General features: G+C 55.2%; 16 protein-coding genes. 4 read left to right on the forward strand and 12 right to left on the reverse strand.

Annotated elements, in window-relative coordinates; all coding sequences use genetic code 11:
* The first annotated feature begins 3 nt into the window (after positions 1-3).
* Together HG66A1_RS19375 and HG66A1_RS19380 are read left to right on the forward strand one after the other, a co-directional pair.
* Positions 4-891 (forward strand): F0F1 ATP synthase subunit gamma, encoded by an 888-nt coding sequence (locus HG66A1_RS19375; protein WP_145187679.1) that lies wholly within the window; start codon positions 4-6, stop codon positions 889-891.
* Positions 892-951: 60 nt separating this feature from the next.
* Positions 952-1,464 carry a CBS domain-containing protein gene (locus HG66A1_RS19380; protein WP_145187682.1) on the forward strand — a complete coding sequence of 171 codons (513 nt, stop codon included), beginning with the start codon at positions 952-954 and terminating at the stop codon, positions 1,462-1,464.
* A gap of 14 nt (positions 1,465-1,478) precedes the next feature.
* Here HG66A1_RS19380 and hypE read toward each other — a convergent pair whose 3' ends face one another.
* The 12 genes from hypE to HG66A1_RS32085 are packed head-to-tail and all read right to left on the reverse strand — an operon-like array spanning position 1,479 to position 12,311.
* A complete protein-coding gene (gene hypE, locus HG66A1_RS19385; RefSeq protein WP_145187685.1) occupies positions 1,479-2,555 on the reverse strand; it encodes a hydrogenase expression/formation protein HypE in 1,077 nt (358 codons plus the stop codon).
* Between the two features lie 41 nt (positions 2,556-2,596).
* A complete protein-coding gene (hypD, locus tag HG66A1_RS19390) occupies positions 2,597-3,697 on the reverse strand; it encodes a hydrogenase formation protein HypD (RefSeq protein WP_145187688.1) in 1,101 nt (366 codons plus the stop codon).
* Complete coding sequence (locus HG66A1_RS19395; RefSeq protein ID WP_145187691.1) at positions 3,694-3,969, reverse strand: HypC/HybG/HupF family hydrogenase formation chaperone; 276 nt, start codon at positions 3,967-3,969, stop codon at positions 3,694-3,696. The genes hypD and HG66A1_RS19395 overlap by 4 nt, the downstream gene beginning before the upstream one ends.
* Positions 3,969-6,251, reverse strand: a complete 2,283-nt coding sequence (hypF, locus tag HG66A1_RS19400; protein ID WP_197996687.1) for a carbamoyltransferase HypF — start codon at positions 6,249-6,251, stop codon at positions 3,969-3,971. Before hypF ends, HG66A1_RS19395 begins: the two co-directional genes overlap by 1 nt.
* Positions 6,229-6,918, reverse strand: coding sequence for a hydrogenase nickel incorporation protein HypB (gene hypB / locus HG66A1_RS19405; protein ID WP_145187697.1), 690 nt, complete (start codon positions 6,916-6,918; stop codon positions 6,229-6,231). Before hypB ends, hypF begins: the two co-directional genes overlap by 23 nt.
* A complete protein-coding gene (locus HG66A1_RS19410) occupies positions 6,915-7,286 on the reverse strand; it encodes a hydrogenase maturation nickel metallochaperone HypA (protein WP_197996688.1) in 372 nt (123 codons plus the stop codon). The genes hypB and HG66A1_RS19410 overlap by 4 nt, the downstream gene beginning before the upstream one ends.
* Positions 7,279-7,758: a hydrogenase maturation protease gene (locus HG66A1_RS19415; protein ID WP_145187702.1), complete on the reverse strand. Its 480-nt coding sequence runs from the start codon at positions 7,756-7,758 to the stop codon at positions 7,279-7,281. Before HG66A1_RS19415 ends, HG66A1_RS19410 begins: the two co-directional genes overlap by 8 nt.
* A 3-nt stretch (positions 7,759-7,761) precedes the next feature.
* Positions 7,762-9,054, reverse strand: coding sequence for a Ni/Fe hydrogenase subunit alpha (locus tag HG66A1_RS19420; protein WP_145187704.1), 1,293 nt, complete (start codon positions 9,052-9,054; stop codon positions 7,762-7,764).
* Positions 9,051-9,842 (reverse strand): oxidoreductase, encoded by a 792-nt coding sequence (locus HG66A1_RS19425; RefSeq protein WP_145187707.1) that lies wholly within the window; start codon positions 9,840-9,842, stop codon positions 9,051-9,053. Before HG66A1_RS19425 ends, HG66A1_RS19420 begins: the two co-directional genes overlap by 4 nt.
* 2 nt (positions 9,843-9,844) lie before the next feature.
* On the reverse strand, positions 9,845-10,720 hold the full coding sequence (locus tag HG66A1_RS19430; RefSeq protein WP_145187710.1) for an FAD/NAD(P)-binding protein: 876 nt from the start codon (positions 10,718-10,720) through the stop codon (positions 9,845-9,847).
* Positions 10,717-11,841, reverse strand: a complete 1,125-nt coding sequence (locus HG66A1_RS19435) for a 4Fe-4S dicluster domain-containing protein (protein WP_145187713.1) — start codon at positions 11,839-11,841, stop codon at positions 10,717-10,719. Before HG66A1_RS19435 ends, HG66A1_RS19430 begins: the two co-directional genes overlap by 4 nt.
* On the reverse strand, positions 11,838-12,311 hold the full coding sequence (locus tag HG66A1_RS32085) for a Crp/Fnr family transcriptional regulator (RefSeq protein ID WP_197996689.1): 474 nt from the start codon (positions 12,309-12,311) through the stop codon (positions 11,838-11,840). The genes HG66A1_RS19435 and HG66A1_RS32085 overlap by 4 nt, the downstream gene beginning before the upstream one ends.
* Before the next feature lie 530 nt (positions 12,312-12,841).
* Between HG66A1_RS32085 and HG66A1_RS19445 the strand changes: the two genes are divergently transcribed.
* Positions 12,842-14,002: a hypothetical protein gene (locus HG66A1_RS19445; protein ID WP_145187719.1), complete on the forward strand. Its 1,161-nt coding sequence runs from the start codon at positions 12,842-12,844 to the stop codon at positions 14,000-14,002.
* Positions 14,003-14,175: 173 nt separating this feature from the next.
* Entirely contained in the window at positions 14,176-14,811 is a 636-nt protein-coding gene (locus HG66A1_RS19450; protein ID WP_232106620.1) for a response regulator transcription factor, read from the forward strand.
* Positions 14,812-15,023 lie beyond the last annotated feature (212 nt).

Below are 15,023 nucleotides of genomic sequence, written 5' to 3' on the forward strand. Positions count from 1 at the left end.
AGCATGCAGGACTTTGAAACTTTAAAACGCAGTATCGATAGCACACGCGACCTGGAATCGGTGGTGCGGACAATGAAAACCCTGGCCGCGGTCAGCATCCGCCAGTATGAACAGGCCGTGGATTCACTGGAAGATTTCGCGGAAACGGTCAATCGCGGATTAGCCATGGTCCTGAAAAACGTGCCTCCGCAGACCAGCCTGTCTGAACTGCAGGGAACCGGTTCAACAGGTATTATTGTCTTCGGTTCGGACCAGGGAATGTGCGGTCAGTTCAATGAGCAGATCGGTTCGTTCGCACTGGATTATTTTGCGGATGATCCCCAGCCAGCGACGCAGCATGCCTGGATGGTTATCGGATCCCGTATCTCCGGGAAACTCCTGGACGCGGGTTGCCAGCTCGACTACGAATTCAATCTACCGGGAGCCGTTACCGGCATATCCCCCCTCGTCGCAGACATCCTTGCAGAAATTGATCGCTGGCGATATGAACGACACCTGGGGAAAATCTATATCTTCTACAATCAGCGGGTTTCCGCTTCATCCTATAAGCCACATGCCCAGCAGCTGCTCCCCATCGATGTCGCCCAGCTCGCACAAAAACAAACGCCCGCCTCAACATCCCGGTCGCTGCCCCTGTTTACAATGGCTCCCGGCGTTTTACTCTCGCGGCTCATTCGACAATATCTGTTTGTTTCGCTGTTCCGCGCCTGTGCTGAATCTCAGGCGGGTGAAAACGCAAGTCGGATTGCGTCCATGCAGGCAGCAGAACACAATATAAAAGAGCGGCTGATGAATCTTCAAGCCGAATTTAATCAACGTCGCCAGACCGCAATCACAGAAGAACTCCTCGATGTGGTCACCGGCTTTGAAGCTCTCAAAGAGGAGAAATAAAACACCAACTGTCTGAATATCTAATTTCAACACACTTAATATAACAGAAAGCGCAGTACCATGACCGATCAGCCCGCAACTCCCGTAGCCAGTGATTTCATGACCACCCACGTGGAAGTTGTCACTCCCGACATGCATTTGTCTGATGTGATCCATTTTCTGTTAAAGCATCATGTCTCAAATGCGCCCGTGGTCGAGCTCAAGGATGGCAAGAAGATCCTACAGGGTTTTATCTCCGAACACGATTGCCTGTGTGCGCTCTCTGATGAAGTCTTTTTCGGCTTTCCCAGCCCTCCGCAGACAGCCCGTACCATCATGACCGCGCATCCGATCTGCATAGCCCCCCACACAGATCTGTTCTCGATTGTCTCAGTCTTTAACAGCCACAAACTGCGACATCTGCCGGTTGTTGAAAATGGGCACCTGCTGGGGATTGTCAGTCGGCACGATATCCTCAAAGAGATGGATGAATATTACAAAAAAAACCTGCATCACCAGGATCACGAACGCATGCTGCGTGACACATCGCAAACCTTCAACCTGCGATTCACCATCGATCGCGATCACGAGTAAACCAATCTTCAGAGTCAGCAGATCCGAGGCAGCGGACTCCCCAAAGGGTCCGCCAGTGGCTGTTCCACTCCCAATGTGCGTTGCACTGTCACGGGAGCAACACCGCGTTCTCTGACAACACCGATCCGGCTGGCCCGCTCCATGCCCGGAATCGTCTGCAACTGCGCAACAGCCTCTGCCGCCGCCCCCTGCTCCACAGCCAGCAGCATTGTCCCTTCGTTAGCGATATGCAGCGGATCGAGTCCGAGCAGTTCACTGATACCCCGTACTTCAGGCGTTACAGGCAGAGTTCGTTCCTCGATACTCAATGTCTTTCCACAGGCTTCTGCCCATTCGTGCAAAACTGCCGCAACGCCGCCTCGCGTCGCATCGCGCAAGCAGCGGATTCGTGACCCCAGAGTGAGTCGCAGTTGATCTACGGCAGGAAATAAGGAACCCGAATCACTTTGCGGCAGCGGCTCGATGCCCAGTTCTTCCCGCACCGCCATCACCGCGATCCCGTGCTGGCCCAGAGGACCACTGACGATCAGTTCGTCACCCCTCTGGAGCTGAGCCGGACCGGGGGGAACCGGCTCCAGTAACTCCCCGACCCCCGCGGTGTTGATAAACAGTCCATCCACCGCCCCTCGTGGTACAACCTTGGTATCTCCGGCCACGATCTGTACTGCAGTCTCTCCCGCTGCTCGTGCGACACTTTCCAGAATTCGTTCCAGCACCGCCAGGGGGAGCCCTTCCTCGATCATCAGTGAGAGGGTCAGCCAGCGTGGTCTGGCGCCGCTGACCGCCAGATCGTTTACCGTACCGTAAACCGCGAGCGAACCGATGTCTCCTCCCGGGAAAAACAAAGGGGTGACGACAAAACTGTCCGTTGTCAGTGCCAGTGGTTGCCCGCTATGGGGCAATCGCGCGGCGTCATCCAGAGACTGAGAAGAGACCGGCTGCAGGATTATGAGAATCCGCTCCTGGATCAGTTTCCGCGACAGCCGTCCCCCTTCTCCGTGCGCCAGGGTCACGCATTCCGCATGATCGCGCACCGAGACCGGACAGTTCAGCTGCCAGCCGCCTGGAGATTTTCCTTCCCGTTCGGTCATCTTCCGTCACTTCCTGATAAATTCCGTTACTCAGTTCCGCATCAAGTTGTGTTGTCCGCAGGCACACCATAACGATAATAGGCAGCACAGGCGCCTTCTGACGATACCATCGGTGCTCCCAAAGGAGAATCGGGGCTGCAGCGTTTACCGAATTCGGGACAATCCGTTGGCTTCAGCTGACCGGTCATGACTTCATAACTGCGACACGCATCATTCTCCAGCACTGGCAGCTCAGATTTTTCAAAACGCAGTCGCGCATCAAAGTGACTCCACTCAGGTCGTAGTTCCAGGCCTCCACGGTGAATCACACCGAATCCGCGCCACGCGCGATCGTTGATCTGGTAGATCTCCTGAACCAGGTCGCGTGCGGCCCGATTCCCTGCGGCCTGCACAGCCCGGGCATAACAGTTTTCCAACCATGCCTGTCCCTGTTCGAGTTGTCGTGCACAGGCCAGTATCCCTTCCAACAGATCCAGGGGCTCGAAGCCGGTGACGACCACGGGTAACTGATAGCGTTCCACAAATGATTCATACGATTCGTAGCCCATCACGGTACAGACATGACCTGCCGCCAGAAATGCCTGGACACGATGGTTGCTTGATTCCACCAGGGACTCCATCGCCGGCTGAACACGCACATGCGAAACCAGCAGACTGAAATTCTGCACTTCATCCCGTTCCGCCTGTCTGACGGCCAGTGCCGTCGCGGGGGCCGTCGTTTCGAAGCCGACTGCGAAGAAGACGATCTGTCGCTGGGGATTTTTCTGAGCCAGCCTGACCGCATCCAGAGGCGAATACACGATCTGCACCTGCCCCCCCGCGGTGCGGACATCGAGCAGCGACCGCTTGCTGCCCGGCACACGCAGCATATCACCAAAGCTGGCGAGGATCGTGTCTTCCCGCTGTGCCAACTCGCAGGCGAAATCGATGTCTGCCTGACTGGTGACACAGACCGGACAACCGGGACCATGAATCAGTTCTACGGTTTCCTCCAGTTCTGCAGCAATCCCGTGTCGGAGCAGGCTGTGGGTCTGGCCTCCGCAGACCTCCATCAACGTCCAGCAGCGTGTGGCGCTCTTACGGATTTCATTCAGCAGGTGTTTTGCTGCAGCCGGGTCTCGATATTCATCCAGATACTTCATGATTCGTACCCCGTGTCGTCTGACTCGGATCCCTGCCAGCCTTCGTCGTCCCCCATCGCAGCCAGCGTTTTGAAGATCTGTTCTGCTTCCTCGGGATCCACCCGACTGATGGCAATGCCGGCATGGACGATAACGAAATCTCCTTCCTCCGCTTCCGTGACACAGGCCATATGCACCACGCGACGTACGCCATCGAATTCCACTTCCGCCTGTGCAAAGACGCCGTCCCGTTCCAGCCAGCGTACAATTTTTCCCGGGATACCTAAGCACATTAGTTCGTGTCCTTCCTTTCCCGTCTGGCTAGCGCAATCGCCAGCTGACCCGCCGCCAGGCCGCTATCGTTGGGGGGGATCCGTCCCGGGAAACCAAGCTCCTGTCCATTCTGTCTGATTTCAGCTGCGACCGTTTCGACCAGGCAACGATTCTGAAACACGCCCCCTCCCAGAACAACGGGAAACTCCGCATACGAAGCACAAAAACGGGCAATCCCGCGTGCCAGCCCCCGATGAAAACGCATCGCCATCCGCCCCGGTTCAACTCCCTGCAGCCGATCCTCCCAGATCTGTCTGACCGCCGGTCGCCAGTCGAGTTCCCGCAGATCGCCCTCCTGAACCGGAAAGTCATATGCGCCTGGTTCTTCTGCATCACAAGCCGCTTCCAGCAGCATTGCTGCCTGGCCCTCAAAACCGGAATGTCTACAGCCCAGGATCAGTGAGGCCACTCCATCAAACAGCCGCCCCGCGCTACTCGTCAGTGGGGAGAGACGTCGGGATTCCGCGATTTTGAGCAGCGTCGCCACCTGTGCCTGCTCGATTTCCAGATGATATGCCGCCTGGTCTCCTACCGCGTCTGTAAGTAATGTCACCGCAATTCGCCACGGTTCGCGAATCGCCTGTTCGCCACCCGGTAATGCGAACGGCAACAATCGCCCGATGCGTTCATATTCCCGAGCGCTCGCGAGTAAGAATTCGCCTCCCCAGATGGTCTGATCTTCGCCCCAGCCGGTTCCATCGAATGCGACTCCCAGGACACGTCGTTCCAGCCAGCCCTGCTCCAGCATGCCTGCTGCGATGTGTGCATGATGATGCTGCACCAGTTCCAGTGGAATGTTTTCACGTTCCGCCCACTGAGTCGTGAAATAATCCGGGTGTTGATCACAGACCAGCCCCGCAGGCGAGACATCGTAAAGTTGTTTGAGAGCCTCTAACTGATCCAGATAGCGTTCACAAGCGGCTACGTTATCCAGCTCTCCGATATGCGGTCCCAATATCGCCTGCTGTCCGTTACACAGCGCGAAAGCAGACTTCTGCTGCCCTCCTGTGGCTATCAGTGGTTCACCTCTTCCCACAGGCAGGGAGAGCGGAGCCAGCCCGCGGGCCAGCCGAATGGTGACACTGCGTCCCGCCATGACACGGACGACACTGTCATCGACGGGGCGCTGAATCGGCCGGTCGTGTTCCAGCCACAGTTCTGCACCTTCACGGATCTCGGCTTCGATTGCCTTTGATTGACAGGGGATGGGCGATCCTTCCCGGTTCGCGCTGGTGACAACCAGAGGAAATCGGCATTGATCCAGCAGCAGTGCATGCAGCGGTGTCGTGGGTAACATCACCCCCAGGGTCTGTAATCCGGCATTCAACTTACGTGACAGACCAGACTCCTGCCGGGCACGCAGCAGTACAATCGGCGACATGGCGGAACTGAGCTCCCCGGCTTCCACGTCGTCTACAATCGCCAGTCGCTGTGCTTCTGCAAGCGATCGGACCATGACAGCCAGGGGCTTGGACGGTCGATGTTTCAGTCGACGTAATGTCTGAACCGCGGCATCAGAACGGGCATCGATAAGTAACTGATAGCCTCCCAGGCCCCGCAGCCCCACAATCTGCCCACGTGCTAATGCCTGAGCTGCTCTCTCAATTGAAAGCGGACCTGAGGCAACAGTATTTCCTTGAGAATCCGTCCCCCAGACTTGAGGTCCACAGTCCGGACAGGCGATGGTTTGCGCATGAAACCGTCTGTCAGTCACGGACTCATATTCGGCGGCACACGCTTCACACATGTCGAACTCTGCCATTCCTGTCTGCCGTCGTTCGTAAGGCATGGCTTTAATCAGCGAATAGCGGGGACCACAGTCCGTGCAGCTGTTAAACGGATATTGATAACGACGATCGTCAGGATCGAAGGTTTCTGCGAGACACGACTGACAGACGGCCTGATCCGATGGAACTGCGGTTCTCAGCAAGCCAACCTCGTCACTCTCCTGAATTTGAAATGAACTCATACCCTCATATTCAACAGATTGACGCTCCCGTGTTTCCAGTTCTGCTGGTAGACGTGACTCCAGCCCCTCTTCGAAACGTTGCACCAGTGACACAGGTCCCTCTATGTACAGCTTTACCCCCGCTGAGGTGTTACAGATTGAACCGGCCAGTCCCAGTTCGTACGCCCAGCGTGCTACCGCGGGTCTCAAGCCGATTCCCTGCACACGACCGTTGTACGTAATCTGTACGGCGATCTGTGTTACTTCCGGATTACTGATTGCCTGCCGGTTCATAGATGGACTCGATTTTTTCCTGATACTGCTGTTCCAGAAATTCACACCATTCCTGAATGCCACCATTATCGATTGCACACGTCGTCAGGACATTCAGCTCGGGTTGAATTTTCAACGCATCCTCGGTCACTGCTTCGAGGGAAAACGGGACATACGGCAGCAGATCCTGCTTGGTCACAACCATGGCCTGACTGGTGCGAAACATCTTGGGATACTTTCCCGGCTTATCGTCCCCTTCCGTGGTGCTGATCAGGACCACTCGAAGGTGCTCTGCCAGATCGTGGGACGCCGGACAGACCAGGTTGCCCACGTTCTCGATAAACAGAAAGTCGACCGCTGGATCTCCCAGTGCCTGCAATCCCCGCTGCACAAGAGGCAGTTCCAGATGACAGGCGCCCCCCGTTGTCAACTGGGCGACCGGGACTAAGGGCGCCAGGCGTTGTGCATCCCGGTCTGTTTCCAGATCACCAACCAGCACGGCCATGCTGCGGCGACCAGCCCAATGCCGGGCCGTCGCTTCCAGCAGAGAGGTTTTCCCTGAACCGGGGGAGGAAAGCAGGTTGATCACCAACGTCCCCCGCCGACCGAGTCGTTCCCGTTCTGCAGCCGCGTCTGCTTTCTGTTCCGCCTGAATGTCCCGTCTGACAGATAACACGCGGGTGTTCATAATTTCGCTCCTGTCACTGTATTTTCAGAATCGACAGTAATACTCATCAGTTTCACCTGGTCTCCCTGAATCACCTCAACGGGGCCGGTTCCACAAGCCGGACAGAGAAACTCAAATTTCTGCACTTCAAAACACTGACCACACAGTCGACATTCCGCTTTGACCGGCACGATCTCCAGCACGAGACGACATTCCTTCGAGAACCATTCTCTCGCCAGTTCTGTAAAAGCCGATTCAAACAACAGTGGTTCGACTCCCGACAGGTCTCCGACCTGCATCTGAATCTCTTTCACCACGCCCCCGCCATCGTCGGCAACGATCTGCTGAACCTGATTCAACAGCGTCTGTACCAGAGACCGTTCATGCATGATCGACCCCCAGAGCGCGTCTCGCATCCCATTCCCGACAGATCGACTCGACTGCGCGTTCCACGCCGGCAGACACCTCTGACGAGATGACATCTCCTGGAACTGTCTCTGCGATTTCTACGCCCCAGATGATAACCTGAGCAGGAAGGAGCCCCAGTTCTTCCGCCAGCAATAACACACCCGGCAGTGCGATCTGATGTGTCCCCGACCAGTTCACCTGATCCAGTTCAGCAGTAGGCCACTGCCAGTGATGTATGCTCCCCACCGGGCCAGCGCCGCGACAGGCATCACAGATGACGAGAGGAGACGCAGGATCGAGCCAGTTGAGCAGATCATCCGGCGTGCGAGAGAGGTGAACGATCGCCTGAGACAGGTCTCTTGTCTTCAGTGCGCGGACTATTTCCCAGCCAGCCTGATCATCGCCGTGCGGACTGCCGAGCCCTGCGATCTGTATCTGTCGGGAATCTGTCATAAATCAGGATCGTTCTATTGTGACATTCAGAAAATGGGTGGAACAACTGATGCACGGATCATAGGCCCGTACCAGATTTTCACAGAGACGGGCTACCTGTGACTCTTCTTTCTTTATTACTTGACGTACCCACGCTTTCAGATCGAGTTCAATCTGTGCCTGATTCTGTGAAGTCGGAGGAATAATGTCCGCCTCGACGATCTTTCCTTCAGTGTCAATTTCATAACGATGAAAGAGTGTTCCGCGGGGCGCTTCCGTCGCCGACATGCCCACACCTGCCTGGTATTCATAAGTCATGCGAGGCTGCTTTGTGGAATGCTCGTCGCGAAGAATCTGCAGCGCCTCTTCGTACGAGTGCACCAGTTCCAGCCCCCGGGCAATGATGGCTCGATGCGGATTCCTGCACTCGGGTTCAAACGCAATTTCATCGGCCAGTTTCCGCGCCAATGGAGAAAGTCGATCGCGGTTCAGATTCACCCGTGAGAGGGGGCCCAACAGATAGGGACGCCCGGTTGTCTTGCGAATGGCGTGCAGGGCCGTCGAGTGTGGAACCTGCCGTTCCTGGAACTCTTCGCGGTAGTCGCTGACTTCGATCTGATCTCCGGAACTGGTCTGCATGACGCCTTCGTTCATGGGATATTCGTGGGGATGCGAGAGTGAAACAAATTCACAATCCGATTCCAGTTCGGGATATTCGAAACCGGCGACCCAGCGGGTGGTCTCAATGGCCGCGTTCAACCCCCATTCAAAATCGGGCACCAGTTTCTGAAACTCGTTGCAGCTCGGGATACGATAGAAACCCCCGACACAGACATTCACGGGATGAATGGCCCGCCCCCCCAGCAGGTCGACTAACTGATTCCCATGCTTCTTCAACCTTAGGCCCCGGTTGACCTCGTCCGGGAACTGCTTGGCCATCGCCAGCCCGCTTTCAAATCCTAAGAAATCAGGGGCGTGTAACAGATGCATATGCAGGCCGTGACTCTCGATCCACTCCCCGCAATACAGTAATCTTCGCAGCCGACGTATTTCGGGAGTGATTTCGACTCCCAACGCCATTTCCATCGCATGCACGCTGCTCATCTGGTACGCCACAGGACAGATTCCACAGATCCGGGCTGTGATATCAGGGGCATCTTCGAGGGGCCGTCCCCGCAGAAGCGCTTCGAACAGCCGCGGCGGTTCGTAGATTTCCAGACGGACTTCTTCTACCTGCTCCCCCTGCAGGCGGACGTAGAGTCCCCCTTCTCCTTCCACGCGTGTCAGCGTTTCGACTTTGATCTTTCGCTCTGTCATCCGCGCTGATCCCCCTCCAGTTGCACCAGACGCGTACTCTCTGTTCGAAACGCGGGTGAGTAGGCATTGAAGTTCTTCAACTTGTGAGCAATTTCCGCTTTTGAGGCTCCTTCCCGCTCCATCTGCGCGGAGAGGCTCACCAGATTGGCCTGCAGCGCGGGTCCGAAACAGCCATAACAGCCCCGGTTGTAACTGGGACAGAGTGCATGACACCCCGACTGGGTAACCGGCCCCAGACAGGCCGTTCCCTGCGCAACCGTCACACAGACCGTGCCTCGACGTTTACAGTCCAGACAGACACTGTGCCGGGGAGTACGGGGCGTCTGACCTGCAAGCAGAGAGCGAATGACTTCGATCAGTTGATACTGGTTAATCGGGCAGCCCCGCAGTTCAAAATCGACCTGCACATGCTCGGCGATCGGCGTCGACGTCTCGAGGACCTGGATATAGTCTGGTGTCGCATACACGGCCTGCATGAATTCATCTTTGTCGGCCCAGTTCCGCAGAGCCTGTATGCCCCCCGCGGTCGCACAGGCACCGATCGTCATCAGGTAGCGGGCATCTTTGCGTATCTGCTGAATCCGTTCTGCATCGTGGGGCGTTGTGATGGAGCCTTCCACCAGAGCGATGTCATACGGTCCCTCTTCCATATGGCTGGTTGCTTCGGGGAAGTAGACGATCTCCACTGCATCCGCGACCGCCAGCAGGTGATCTTCGGCATCCAGCAGCGACAACTGACAACCATCACAGGAGGCGAACTTGAATACAGCCAGACGTGGCTTACACATATTTAAAGGGCCTCCACTTTCAACCAGGGAGAGATCTGATCGTAGCGAAAGACCGGACCATCCTTGCAGATGAATTCCGGTCCCAGTTGACAGTGACCACAGAGCCCCACCGCGCACTGCATGTTCCGTTCGGTCGAGACCCAGATCTGTTCGGTCGTCATGCCCCGCTGCAAGGCAGCCCGAGCCGTGAATCGCATCATGATGTCCGGTCCACAGATCATAATGATCGTATTGGCTGGATCGAAAGACTGCAGCCGTTCCAGTAACTGGGGAACTACGCCGACATTTCCCTGCCAGCCCGGTGCTGACCGGTCCACGGTCTGGCGGACATCGAATCCCTGTCCCTGCCAGCGCTGATACTCGTTTGTGTAGAGTCGCATCTCCGGCGTGCGGGAGCCGTAAAGCAAAGTCAGTTGTCCATAGTTTTCGCGCTCAGACAACATGCGATAAATCACCGGTCTGAGCGGTGGCAACCCAATGCCTCCCGCCACCAGAATCACATCTTTGCCCCTGCACAGGTCCACGGGCCAGCTGGTTCCAAAGGGTCCTCGCAAGCCTAGAGTGTCGCCGACCTGCATGGCTGCAATCCGCCCCGTCACGTTTCCTGCTTTACGGATCGTATGTGTTAATGTCTCTGTGGCATCCGGATCACCACTCATGGAAATCGCAGCTTCCCCTGCTCCGGGAACATACAGCATATTGAACTGTCCCGGGGCGAAGCGATACGTCTCGGCAGCGACGGAATCGATGAGCGCCAGCTGATAAGTGGTCACACCACTCACTTCGGGTCTGATCTCGCGAATCACCGCGGTCTGAGGGACCCATGCATTCGCCTGGGGACTGAAGTGGCTGGCAGCAGCGGAAGCAGATTCATTCATGTTGAAGACTCCCGGATCGCGGCCACTTCAGCAGTTAAATCAATGCCCACCGGACACCAGGTAATGCAGCGACCACAGCCGACACAGCCGGAAGTTCCGAACTGATCTATCCAGCTCGCCAGCTTATGCGTCAGCCATTGTCGGTAGCGACTGCGAACCCCATTTCGGACCAGCCCCCCGTTCATATAACTGAATTCGACATTGAAACAGGAATCCCAGACCCGCTGGCGTTCGACCTGTTCGCCCGCCAGATCGCTGACCTCTTCTACCGAACTGCAGAAACAGGTGGGGCAGACCATCGTACAGTTCGTACAGGACAGGCAGCGTTCCGCCACATCATCCCACTGGGGATGCTCCAGATTCGAGAGCAGCAGGTCCTTAATATCAGTCGTATCGAATTCGCGTTCGATCTGATCGACGGCCTGTTGCCGGGCAGCGGTGGCCTGTGATTCCTGCTCAACAGAGACTTCGACCGTCTCCAGTTCGTGCAGAATCTCTTCGCCCGGTTCGGATCCGACCTCTACCAGGAATCCGTCCGATAACTCGGTCAACGCCAGGTCGAATCCCTGCTGACAACGGGGGCCCGTATTCATTGAAGTACAGAAACAGGTCGAAGCTGCCTGCGTGCAGTTCACCGCAATCACCAGCGCAGCAGCACGACGTCGCTGATACTGGGGATCGACATAAGGGCCTCCCACAAAGACCTTGTCCTGAATTCCGATAGCAGCCAGTTCACAGGCCCGCACGCCCAGAAACGCGTATTGGGGAGTTGGTTCTTCAGGCTCGCTGAAATTCCAACCCTGGTCCGACTTCGTCGCAATGGAAAGTGTGCTGAACGGGGGAAACAGATTCTTTTTCCAGGACTGGGGTCCGACATTATATCCAAACAGCGCCTGATCATCGCGTTCTTCAAGTCGATACTTTCCCGGCTCCTGGATGTCGGTCCAGCCGCGGGGCAGATCGTCAATTGAATGGAGGCGATCGTAAACAATAGCTTCCTGATCAATCGTGGGGCCAATGATTTCATACCCCCGCGAGTGCAGTACTTCAAACAATCTGGCAAACTGATCGAGCGCGAGAAAACAGGAACGCCGGTCGTTGGCCTGCGGGGCTTCCGTCATTCCACGGCCCCCTTCTCGCTCTGAAATGTCTGACCGGGATGCTCGCCATACATATCCAGCACCTGCAGTCGACAGGCGACCAATCGTTGTGACAGGGCCCGTGCGATCCGCTGCATGATCTGATACCCGATATCATGATCTGCATCACACAGCGCCCTTAACGCTTCGGCATTGATGGCAATGACTTCGGTTTCGTCGATCGCGGCAACAGTGGCAGTCATTTCCCCCTGTTGCAATATCGTCGACCAGCCGACCAGGTCACCTGCTTCCAGAGTCAGCACCGGCAGACAGCCACGGGCGGGAATCGTCATGCATATTTCGACTCGACCACTGCAGATCACATACAGATCTTTGTGATCGCTGCCCTCTGTGAACAGAGTTTCCCCAGCTCTGAATTTCCTTTTTTGTGCTATCGCAGCCAGTTTGTGTTGATCTTCTTCTGACAGGCCTGCAGTGAACCGCAGTTGCATCAGAATTTCCAGAAGCGGATTTGCCTCCATCGCAGCCTCTGCTTTCGTTGAACTCACAAGGAAGTCAGTCTGGATCTCTGTATCGGATTTTATCCCGCAGCACCGGCAGCGTCTATAGTGCCAACCGCGGAAGAGAAACGAAAAACGGATCCGTTGTAGTATCGGGAATCTCCCTATCAGCAAAGAAGCTATTTGTCCCATACCAGATGAAAAATCGCCTTTGATAAAATAAAGACGCTTCCTGATTCGACTTCGAACCTTCAGACAGGAACCATCCCGCATTGGCATGCATGTTGCGTCTTAACCTATCGGGCTCTGACACCAGCCCCTTTTTGAAAGCCTGATTTTTGAGAACCGGTGCCAGCATTCTGATTTTATTCGCATCACTCATTTAATTTCGTACAATAGATGTTACAGCATTGACTGTCGCAGTTGCTGAACAGACAGTGCGGGTCAACTTGAGTTTGCGATCAGAAGCATCGGCGATTTATCAACCAGCATCTACGTTTTTAATACTCAAGGAGCGATCTATGAAGACTCTCGCGCATGACGAATTGAAGTCTCTTACGGAATGGGAACAAGGCCCCTGCATATCAATCTATTTACCTCGACATCAGGCCTTATCCGACTACCGTGAAGACCCCATTCATCTACGAAACATGCTCGATCAGGCAGAGACAGCCTTACAGGAACGGGGAATGGGCACGGGCGAAATCAAAACGCTGCTCGAACCGGCTCGGAAAATCCAGAATGACGGCAATTTCTGGGGACGCGGCCCCGCCCAGGGGATTTGTATCCTGCTGGCTCCCGGCATGTTTCAGCAATACGACCTGTTTTACCAGTGCCCGCAGAGTCTGACCGTTGAAGACAGCTTCTACGTGAACCCTCTCTTCTACAAGGTCTACGAAAATGATCATTTTGACCTCCTCGCGGTCTGTCCCAAATCAGTCCGGTTGATCCGCCACCAGAATGGAGAACTCAAACAGCTGGAGCTTCCGGAAAATATCCCCGAAAATATTGAAGCGATTTCCTCGAAAACCCAGTTCGAGGAATCCCTGCAGCATCATACGACTTCCCATGTCGGCCCGGGGAGCGATAATGCCTCCATGCTGCACGGCCATGGATTGACGAAAGAACTCAATGAGACCCTCATGACCGATTACTTTCAGATCCTGGCCAAGCAGTTGGAGAAGTATCTGGACAACGACGGCCCTCCCATGATTCTGATTGCCTCCGAAAAACAACAGAGCATGTTCCGCAAACATTATCATGCTAATAACCTGCTCGAACAGGGGATTTCCACCTCGCCCGATCATCTGAACGAACAGGAATTGTACGAGGCGGCGTTACCGGTCATCGAACAGATCACCAGCAAACCGCTGCGTAAGGCCCGCGAGCAGTATCAGAAACATCTGGGAACCTCCCGTATTACGCACCAGCTGGAAGCGATACTTCAGGCAGCTGATGAAGGCCGGATTGAAGCCCTGTTCGCACCGCTCGGCTCTGAACTCTGGGGTCAGCCCCCCGGCGACGGCGAACTGGTCAAAACCCACGATCAACCCGTGAATGGTGATATCGCCCTACTCAACAGAGCGATCCGTAACACCTATAAACATGGTGGTATCCCTTACGTCGTTGCGGAATCTGATATGCCCGAAGACAAACCGGTCGCCGCATATTTACGCTGGTAATGGTATTTGTAATTTAAAGTAAAAAAACTCAAAACTGGACGATGTTCTCCATCACTCCCGCGGTATAGAATGGTTCTGCTATCCGAATCCTCGATCAGAACCTGACTTCACGTGGGCCAGTGATGGAAGAACACTCCAGAGACGATTCACATAGTCATTCCTGCACCCGTATTATGATTGTTGACGATCATCCCATCGTCCGGGAAGGCTACGTCCATCTCATCCAGCGACGAGATCATCTAGAGGTCTGCGCTCAGGCTGGCAGCAAAGTTGAAGCCCTCCAGCAGATCCGAGAGACAGCGCCTCATCTGGTCATCGTGGACATCTCCCTCTCCGATGGCTCCGGGCTGGAATTAATCAAAGACGTCAAGTCCCAGTTCCCACAAGTCAAACTGCTCGCCGTCTCCATGCATGATGAAAGTCTCTTCGCGGAACGCTGTATTCGTGCGGGCGCCCAGGGGTTCGTCAATAAACAACAGGCTCCCGAACAGTTAATCAACGCCATCGAACGTGTTCTCTCCGGAAAAATCTATCTCAGCCAGGACGTCACCGAACGTATGATTTCCCGTTCCATTGGAGCCCTGGAAGATGAAAACCTCTCCCCCATCGAAAAACTCTCCGACCGCGAACTGGAAGTCTTTGAGCAGATCGGCCAGGGAGAAACCACCCGCCAGATCGCTTCCAAGTTGAATCTCAGCGCGAAAACAATCGAAACCTACCGCGAGAACATCAAGCATAAACTGAATTTGTCCAACGCGACAGAACTCACCCGTCATGCGATTCAATGGGTCCTGGAAAACCGCCAGTAAGATCCACCTGTCTCTAATCCGCTCCCTATAAACTTCAAAGATGGTATACCAAAACAAGCCTGGGGAATTCCCCCACCACAACGATCGGTTTTCAGACTATCCAGAACCTGTTTACACATCGCTAAGATTCGTTATGCTGGAATAGAGAGACGGTTTGCCACTCTCTGGGCTCGTTTCTCTATCGTTATTGTTTTCAATCAGAAACACGACAT

Source organism: Gimesia chilikensis, from assembly GCF_007744075.1.
Taxonomy (GTDB): Bacteria; Planctomycetota; Planctomycetia; order Planctomycetales; family Planctomycetaceae; genus Gimesia; species Gimesia chilikensis_A.

Coding starts and splice junctions, on each gene's coding strand:
- hypF (WP_197996687.1), bottom strand. CDS start 6,251: ATGAACCGGCAGGCAATCAGTAATCCGGAAGTAACACAGATCGCCGTA.
- HG66A1_RS19425 (WP_145187707.1), bottom strand. CDS start 9,842: ATGTGTAAGCCACGTCTGGCTGTATTCAAGTTCGCCTCCTGTGATGGT.
- HG66A1_RS32085 (WP_197996689.1), bottom strand. CDS start 12,311: ATGCAACTGCGGTTCACTGCAGGCCTGTCAGAAGAAGATCAACACAAA.
- HG66A1_RS19450 (WP_232106620.1), top strand. CDS start 14,176: ATGATTGTTGACGATCATCCCATCGTCCGGGAAGGCTACGTCCATCTC.
- hypD (WP_145187688.1), bottom strand. CDS start 3,697: ATGAAGTATCTGGATGAATATCGAGACCCGGCTGCAGCAAAACACCTG.
- HG66A1_RS19410 (WP_197996688.1), bottom strand. CDS start 7,286: ATGCATGAACGGTCTCTGGTACAGACGCTGTTGAATCAGGTTCAGCAG.
- HG66A1_RS19380 (WP_145187682.1), top strand. CDS start 952: ATGACCGATCAGCCCGCAACTCCCGTAGCCAGTGATTTCATGACCACC.
- hypB (WP_145187697.1), bottom strand. CDS start 6,918: ATGAACACCCGCGTGTTATCTGTCAGACGGGACATTCAGGCGGAACAG.
- HG66A1_RS19435 (WP_145187713.1), bottom strand. CDS start 11,841: ATGACGGAAGCCCCGCAGGCCAACGACCGGCGTTCCTGTTTTCTCGCG.
- HG66A1_RS19395 (WP_145187691.1), bottom strand. CDS start 3,969: ATGTGCTTAGGTATCCCGGGAAAAATTGTACGCTGGCTGGAACGGGAC.
- hypE (WP_145187685.1), bottom strand. CDS start 2,555: ATGACCGAACGGGAAGGAAAATCTCCAGGCGGCTGGCAGCTGAACTGT.
- HG66A1_RS19420 (WP_145187704.1), bottom strand. CDS start 9,054: ATGACAGAGCGAAAGATCAAAGTCGAAACGCTGACACGCGTGGAAGGA.
- HG66A1_RS19415 (WP_145187702.1), bottom strand. CDS start 7,758: ATGACAGATTCCCGACAGATACAGATCGCAGGGCTCGGCAGTCCGCAC.
- HG66A1_RS19445 (WP_145187719.1), top strand. CDS start 12,842: ATGAAGACTCTCGCGCATGACGAATTGAAGTCTCTTACGGAATGGGAA.
- HG66A1_RS19375 (WP_145187679.1), top strand. CDS start 4: ATGCAGGACTTTGAAACTTTAAAACGCAGTATCGATAGCACACGCGAC.
- HG66A1_RS19430 (WP_145187710.1), bottom strand. CDS start 10,720: ATGAATGAATCTGCTTCCGCTGCTGCCAGCCACTTCAGTCCCCAGGCG.